The organism is uncultured Dialister sp. (assembly GCF_937959425.1).
Taxonomy (GTDB): Bacteria; Bacillota; Negativicutes; order Veillonellales; family Dialisteraceae; genus Dialister.
Genome location: NZ_CALGPS010000063.1, coordinates 1 through 7,392, shown reverse-complemented (window position 1 = coordinate 7,392; position 7,392 = coordinate 1). Strand labels below are relative to the sequence as shown.

6 protein-coding genes are annotated in these 7,392 nt (G+C 54.3%); all 6 read left to right on the top strand.

The annotated features are described in order from the left end of the window. The first annotated feature begins 1,223 nt into the window (after positions 1–1,223). Positions 1,224–2,576 (top strand): hemolysin family protein, encoded by a 1,353-nt coding sequence (locus Q0482_RS02455; protein WP_299142916.1) that lies wholly within the window; start codon positions 1,224–1,226, stop codon positions 2,574–2,576. Further along, on the top strand, positions 2,566–3,027 hold the full coding sequence (locus Q0482_RS02450) for a hypothetical protein (RefSeq protein WP_299142914.1): 462 nt from the start codon (positions 2,566–2,568) through the stop codon (positions 3,025–3,027). The genes Q0482_RS02455 and Q0482_RS02450 overlap by 11 nt, the downstream gene beginning before the upstream one ends. Positions 3,028–3,583: 556 nt before the next feature. Then, the gene (gene udp / locus Q0482_RS02445; protein WP_299142912.1) at positions 3,584–4,387 is read left to right on the top strand and encodes a uridine phosphorylase; all 804 of its coding nucleotides are present in this window, start codon (positions 3,584–3,586) and stop codon (positions 4,385–4,387) included. Positions 4,388–4,817: 430 nt separating this feature from the next. Beyond that, the gene (locus Q0482_RS02440; protein ID WP_299142909.1) at positions 4,818–5,078 is read left to right on the top strand and encodes a hypothetical protein; all 261 of its coding nucleotides are present in this window, start codon (positions 4,818–4,820) and stop codon (positions 5,076–5,078) included. Between the two features lie 107 nt (positions 5,079–5,185). Beyond that, positions 5,186–5,860: a Pr6Pr family membrane protein gene (locus tag Q0482_RS02435; protein WP_299142906.1), complete on the top strand. Its 675-nt coding sequence runs from the start codon at positions 5,186–5,188 to the stop codon at positions 5,858–5,860. A gap of 678 nt (positions 5,861–6,538) precedes the next feature. After that, positions 6,539–7,333 carry a hypothetical protein gene (locus Q0482_RS02430; RefSeq protein ID WP_299142904.1) on the top strand — a complete coding sequence of 265 codons (795 nt, stop codon included), beginning with the start codon at positions 6,539–6,541 and terminating at the stop codon, positions 7,331–7,333. The last annotated feature ends 59 nt before the right edge of the window (positions 7,334–7,392 follow it).

Genomic DNA, 7,392 nt, shown 5'->3' with positions numbered 1-7,392 from the left:
GCTCCGCGAGGCTATTTTCTCATAAGTGGCTCAATGCAGAGCACGGGTTGTTCTGCCCCCTGAATAGGGTGGCAAGCGAACGTGATTTGTAGGGGAGCGATAGCGACCTGAAAATCACGTGAGACGCTTTCCAGTGGAGAAAGTCCGGCGCAGCCGGATAAGGGGTGGCCACCGCAGGTGGCCAATTCGGCAGGATGGTATCTGGAGAGATGAGACATAAGTGCTTTTCCCGTTGCGGCGGTTCCCCCTTTGGTGCCTGCGGCACCACCTTCCTCCACGGGAAAGCATGTCACTGGATTCTCAGTCGCCTTTGGCTCCCTGCGAATCCAGTTCCTTTGCCACCCCGCAGGCGGGGGGACAACAACCCGCTTTATACATAGTGCAACTTATGAGGAGAGGACAAGCATAGAGCGGCCCTATTCTGCCCCCTGAATAGGGGTGGCAAGGGGAAAAGAGGGATTGTGGCGGGAGATATTGAGCCATATGCTTCCTGTGCCATTCCGGCAGTGCCCCCCTTTGGTGGCTGGCGCCACCACCTTCCCCCCGCAGGCGGGGGGACAACAAAGCTCCGCGAGGCTATTTTCTCATAAGTGGCTCAATGCAGAGCACGGGTTGTTCTGCCCCCTGAATAGGGTGGCAAGCGAACGTGATTTGTAGGGGAGCGATAGCGACCTGAAAATCACGTGAGACGCTTTCCAGTGGAGAAAGTCCGGCGCAGCCGGATAAGGGGTGGACGCGTCAGCGTCCAATTCAGCAGAATGGTACATGGAGAGATGAGTCATAAGTGTTTTTTCCATTCCGGCGGCGAGCGTAGCGAGCCCGCCGCCGCAAAGCGGCCATATAAAATCTGCGGCGCCAGCCGCCACCACAACCCTCGGGCCTGAAAGGCCCGTCAAACCTGAGAACCCTCCGGCCGTAGGCCGGTCAATCCTAAGAACCTTTTTCCACAACCCTTCTACACAACCTGCGCCGATAGGCGCGCCCCTTTTTATACTGCGGCGCCAGCCGCCACCACAACCCTCGGGCCCAAAGGGCCCGTCAAACCTGAGAACCCTCCGGCCGCAGGCCGGTCAATCCTGAGAACCTTTTCAGCCGCAGCCCTTCTACACAACCTGCGGCGAAGCCGCGCCCCCTTTTGGTGCCTGCGGCGCACCCTTTTCCATTCATGTTATAATGAAATCAGACATCATCCCATTGTATTCAGTAAAGAAGGAGTAAAAAATATGGATGACGGCCACATATGGCTTGAAGTGATTGTGATTATTCTGTTAGTCCTGGCCAACGGGGTCTGTTCTCTGGCGGAAATCGCTATTGTGGGGGCGCGGAAGACGAAGCTGCAGGAGATGATTGATGAGGGGAATAAGAATGCGGCCTATGCGCTCCGGCTGGCGGAGCGGAAGGATGAGCTTTTTGCCACCATCCAGGTAGGTATTACCACCATCAGCATTATTACCGGTATGTTTTCCGGTGCGTCCCTGGCGGGGCCTCTGGGAGAGGAAATGGCCAAGTTTCCGCCCCTTGCGCCCTATGCCCAGGCGGTGAGCATGGTGACGGTCATGGTGCTTGTGACCTATTTCTCCCTCATTATCGGGGAGCTGGCGCCAAAGTGGATTGCCATCGACATTCCGGAGAAGGCAGCCTGCTTTGTGGCCCGTCCTATGATTATCCTGGCTACGGTGTGCAAGCCCCTGGTGCTGTTTTCCACCTGGTCCACGAAGACGGTGGTGGGGCTCCTTGGCATCCATATGGAAGGGGAGCAGCCGGTGTCGGAGGAGGAAATCAAGGTCCTGCTCCAGCAGGGGGCGAAGCTTGGCACCTTTGACAAGGAAGAACCGGAAATCATTGATAATGTGTTTGAGCTGAACGACCGCACGGCGGCGGACTGCATGACCGCCCGGCCCCAGCTGGACTGGATCGACCTGGAGGACAGTGAGAAGAAAATCTGGTCCGACATGATGAAGACGTCCCATTTCCGCCTGCCGGTGGGCAGCGGCTCTCTGGACGATTTCAAAGGGCTGGCAGATCTTTCCGATGTGCTCATGGATCAGCATGTGCACCCGGGAAAGGCGCTGAAGAAGTCCCTCATGGAAAATGTGCATGCACCGGTGTATATTCCGGAAACCCTGACTTTGACGAAGGTGCTGAAGCTCTTCCGCAGCCGCGGGGTCCATGAGGCCATTGTAATTGATGAATACGGCACCCTGTCGGGACTCATTACGCTCCACGATGTGCTGGAGGAAATCGTAGGCGATATGCCCGGCGACAAGGAGGATATCCTGGAGGAACAGAACAAGTTCATCCGCCGGTCGGAGAATTCCTGGCTGGTGGAAGGGCTCTGCTCCATCGACGATTTCCGAGAGTATTTCCATATAGAGGACGAACTTCCCGGAGAGGCTGAGGGCTATTACAAGACCCTTGGCGGCTTCATTACCTACCTTCTGGGCTATATCCCGAAGGAAACGGAGAAAACCTGGTATGGCAGCTTTACCTTTGAGGTCATGGACTGCGATAACCGGCGTGTGGATAAAGTACTTGTGACGAAAGGCAAAGAGGAGGAACCAAAGCATGAGCAGTGAAAATGAAAAACCGATGTCTTTAGCAGAACGTCTGCAGAATCTGTCCCGGGATCTGGAGGATAACCAGGCCTTCCTTCGAACCTACATGCTTTCCCCCAGCCCCGACTTCCGGCCGGCAGAGGAGGAAAGAATCCGCCAGATTTCCCGCCTGGCCGATGAAATGATGGAGATTCTCACGGAACTGGCTGACTGCAGGGAAGAAAACTCAGTCACCGACGCCATGGACGATGACCTGAACCTGGAGTACAAGACCCACACCCTGGGCGACCCGGACGATGGGGACAACATCGAAGGGGACGGGAATATTAACGAAGAAGAAATGATTCCCATCAGCGAAGCCCGCACCCTGCCGGAAGCAGAAGAACTGCTGTCCAAAAAGGAAAAGAAGGGCAAGAAACACGGGAAGAAGGATAAGAAGAAGGGAAAGAAAGGGAAAAAAGGGAAAAAATGAGACAATAGCGGCGGGAGGCGGTATTCCCGAAGGTTGACGCGCCCTTGCGGGCGCGAAGGTTGATGGCCCGTGCGCTGCTGCGCCGGGCCAAAGGTTCTGTCCGGGACCGGCTTTGCCTCCCGGACGGTTTGAGGGCATTCGCCCAGGGTAGTTATAAAGTATCGCTGCGCTGGCGAGGTGGGCGCCCTTGCGGGCGCCATTATAAATGCTGCTTCGCAGCAAAAACCATACAACCGGGCCTTCGGCCCGTGGAAAGACGTGGCATTAGGTTTTATTCCGCGAAGCGGAATTATAAATTTCATTGCCCTCAGGGCAATCCGCAACCCCCAGCCGCGAAGCGGCTGTCAAACCTCCGAACCCTCCGGCCCCAAAGGCCGGTCAATCTTAAGAACCTTTTGGCCCAGCCCTTTTTCACAACCCTTTCTACACAACCTGCTTGCGCCAGCAGGTCATAACCTGCGGCGAAGCCGTGCCCCATCCCCTTTTGAACCCTTTGAACCTTTGACAAAGAGAGTCGTCGAAGTTAGTGACTGAAAAAAGTAAGGAGCCCCAAACCATGCCTCACTACGCATTACCTCATGAAATCATGTATCACACCGGCCTGTCAAAGGAGATGACCGGCGGCGCCCGGTTTGCCCTGGTGCCCGGGGATCCGGGACGGGTGGAAGGATTGGCGAAGGCGCTGGATGAGAAGGCAGTCTTTGTATGCTCCCACCGGGATTTCACCACCTGGAAGGCCACCGTTTCCGGCGAGCCGGTGCTTATCATGTCTACCGGCATGGGCGGTCCCTGCGTTACCTTTGCGGTGGAAGAACTGGCCCGTCTGGGAGTGACTTCCTTCATCCGCGTAGGCACTACCGGCTCTATTCAGGACGATTTGAACCTGGGGGACGTGGTTATCAATAAAGGCGCTGTCCGCAGGGACGGCGCCTCCAGAGCCTATGCGCCCCTGGCATACCCTGCCATGGCGGACATGCGGATTACCCTGGCCATGGAAGAAGCGGCCCGGGAACTGAAGGTGCCCCATAAAACCGGTATTTCCGTATCCACCGACAGCTTCTGGCCGGGACAGGAACGGTACGACAGCTTCTCCGGCTACGTGCGGAGAAACCTGCAGGGGAGCCTGGCGGAATACCGCGCCCTGGGCTGCACAAACTTTGAAATGGAAAACGCCACCCTCTTCACCCTGACCTCCGTCCTGGGCCTTTCTGCCGGCTCCATCTGCGGCGTAGTGGCCAAACGGACGGACAGTGAGGCCGTGGCGCCTCATGAGGTGTATGAACTGGCGGAAAAAAGGTTCCAGCAGGTGGCGAAAAGGGCGCTCCAGATGCTGATTGGCCATTTCATGGTGACCATTTGAGACAATAGTGGCGGGAGGCGGTATTCCCGAACCTTAGGGGAGCACTGATTAATTCATAGAGTCTGCTTTTATAAGAATTTTTATGCACTGCTTCGTCATGGAACTCCTTAAATAGCTCGCTATTCTCGTCATCCCATTCCTCGCATTGCATAAAAATTCTAGAATAAAAGCAGACAACGATTTAATCAGCGCTTCCCTAGAGGGGGCACGGCTCCGCCGCAGGTGGGTTTATATACTCATCGCCCGCAGGGCGATACCACATCCCTCGGCCTGAAAGGCCGTCAAACCTCCGAACCCTCCGGCCCAAAGGGCCGGTCAAACCTAAGAACCTTTTTCAAAATCCCCTTGCTATTGAGGGCAAAATCATTTATCATAACAATGATATACTATTGCTTTCGGAAAAGCAGAGACAAAGGAGATTTTTGGAAGAATGAGAGCACGTGGTCTTTTATTTGGCGTGGCAGTGGCGTTTGGTGTCTGGAATATGATTAACAGCGGCGTGAATACGCGGTCTGTGGCAATCTTAGCCATGATTATCGTCTGCCTTGTCATTAATGTGTATAATTACCGTCAGAAACAGCAGCAGCGGGAAGCGGCAGAGGCGGCTGTTCGGGAGAAGGAAGAGGTTCGCCAGCTTCGGGCGGAAGCTCGGCGCAGGCAGAACCGGAAGAACAGGAAGCATCGCAAGTAATTCTGTCCTTCAGAGGACCCCGGGCCCTTTTTCTGTTTTATGGGGAAGTATGAGCAGATGATATAGGTGATTCATTTGGTCATAGCTTTCTTTTTGTTGGAGGTTTTATGCCGGCGGCGTTGATTTATCGCTGGGCAGTGTTTATCCTGCTCATTTTGGGGCTGATTCTTCTCATGAAGCATAAGGTGCTGACGCCCTTTGTGTTCTGGTCAAGGATTCAGTACTATACCTTTTCCACTTTCACCCTTTTCGTGGTGTGGCTGGGAGCTACCCTTTTCCGGGTGGATGTGCCCTTTCTCTATACGGCGGACTGCCGCTACATCGTGGCGGCCAGCCTTGGGACTCTGTCCCTCATGTATCATCTCATCGTACGGCCCGGTGCCATTCGCACCCACAAGCTGAACGATATCAGCTACGAGCATTTTTCTTTCTACAATTACATATTTCACTATTTCATCCCCATCCTCATGCTGGTGGACTATATCTTCTTCGTGGATAAAAGGGAAATGCACTGGTACACCATGTTTACCTGGATGATTTACCCTGCTTTCTATGTAGTATTCGTCTATTTCCGGGCCTGGGTGACCATCGTGACCCACGGGAAATCCCATCTCTATCCCTATACCTTCATGGACCCCAACTTCCACGGTCCCCTTGCCATTACCAGAGGCGTCCTCATCGTAGGAGCCCAGTTCTTCGTCATCGGCGTCTTCGTCTACGCCCTGGGCATGGGACTCTTCCATCTGGGCATTCCGCCCCTCTCCTGGACCTATAACGGATGAGATCCGGCAGTCAAGCGCCCTGCGGGGCGCTTTTTTGATGGCTCTCATGGCGGTGTTCCCATTCCGGCGGCGCCCCCTTTGCTGCCTTACTGCACTACCTTTCCACCTAAAGGTGAAACGACTCACTATGATTTGCGCGTCGCTGGTGCTCCTTCAAATCATGTTCGCTGTGCATCCACGGGAAAGCGTCTCACACGATTCTCAGGTCGCTGTCGCTCCCCTATGAATCGTGTTCGCTTGCCACCCTGGAGGGGGAAGTTTTAGCGGCGCTATGTCTTGTGGTGCTTATGAGGGAATTGCTTATCGGGGCATTATTGTCCCACCGCTCAGCGGGGGGAAGGTGGTGCCGTAAGGCACCAAAGGGGGAAAAGCCGCCGCAGGCGGCTCCTTCCCGTCGACTGGTATTTATTACCGGTTGTCTCAAATACGGCATGTACTAAGATTCTTCGCCTATGGCTCAGAATGACTGTGCGGAGCGGTAAGTCCCGTAACGCTGATTTCATACTCATCGCCGTAGGCGATACCACCACCCTCTGAACCCTCACGCCCGCAGGGCGCGTCACTGTCACTGTCCCACTGTTTCACTGTCTCACTATCCTATAGAGACATACAGGAAAATAAATGATATAATAGTTTCGTTACATTCGATTCGTGCTTTTGCTGTAAGGAGTTTAATTGATGGCAGAGACAAATGAAAAAGTGACGAAGGATTTCGTCGACCATTCCTATTTCTACAGACCCTACATGGTTCTGGTGGTGATCGCTTTTATTCTGTGGGCGGCCTATGTGTGCTGGACGGGGTACTGGGGATTTATTGTGAATCACCGGGTGCCGGTGATTGACCTGGGTATGCAGGCGGCCATTCTGTGGTGGCTTCTGGATACAGTGCTTACGAAGACGGTGTACCGGCTGGAGAAGGATCGCCTGTATATGCTGAAAACCGGTGTGGGACACAAGAAGGAGCTTTCCATTCCCTATGAGGATATTTTCGGCGTCCACCATTTCAAAAACCAGCTCATGAAGCCGGTGACTTACCGTTATACTTTCCATGAATATGCGAAGCTGGACAACCGTCCTATCTGGTCGCTTCTGTATGACATCGGCAGCGACAGGAAGGTGGGCCGTGTGCTCATGAAGGCTTCCGAGGAGTTCTGGCAGGAGTTTGAACGCCGTATGCCGGGGCAGATCCGCATTCCCCAGGAGGAAGTGGTGACCTTTACCTACAAGGCTATGGAGAAGAAGCTCCGCGACCAGGGGTATTTCAAGGAACATCCGGAAATGTCCTTCGAGGAAGGCATCAAGCAGCTGCGCCAGAAGGGTACGGAAATGGGGGGCCGTGAAGATGAACTCACCGGCGCCGATTTCCATGGTGAAGAGGTGGAGCTTCATAACGGCACCAGTAAGGAGACCCTTGAGGCAGCCAATCGGAAGATGGAGGAAGCCCGGGCGGAAAGGGATGAAAAGAAAGAATGATAGAAGGGGGCTGTGAAAAAATGTAAATCATTTTTTCACAGCCCATATTTTATATCAGC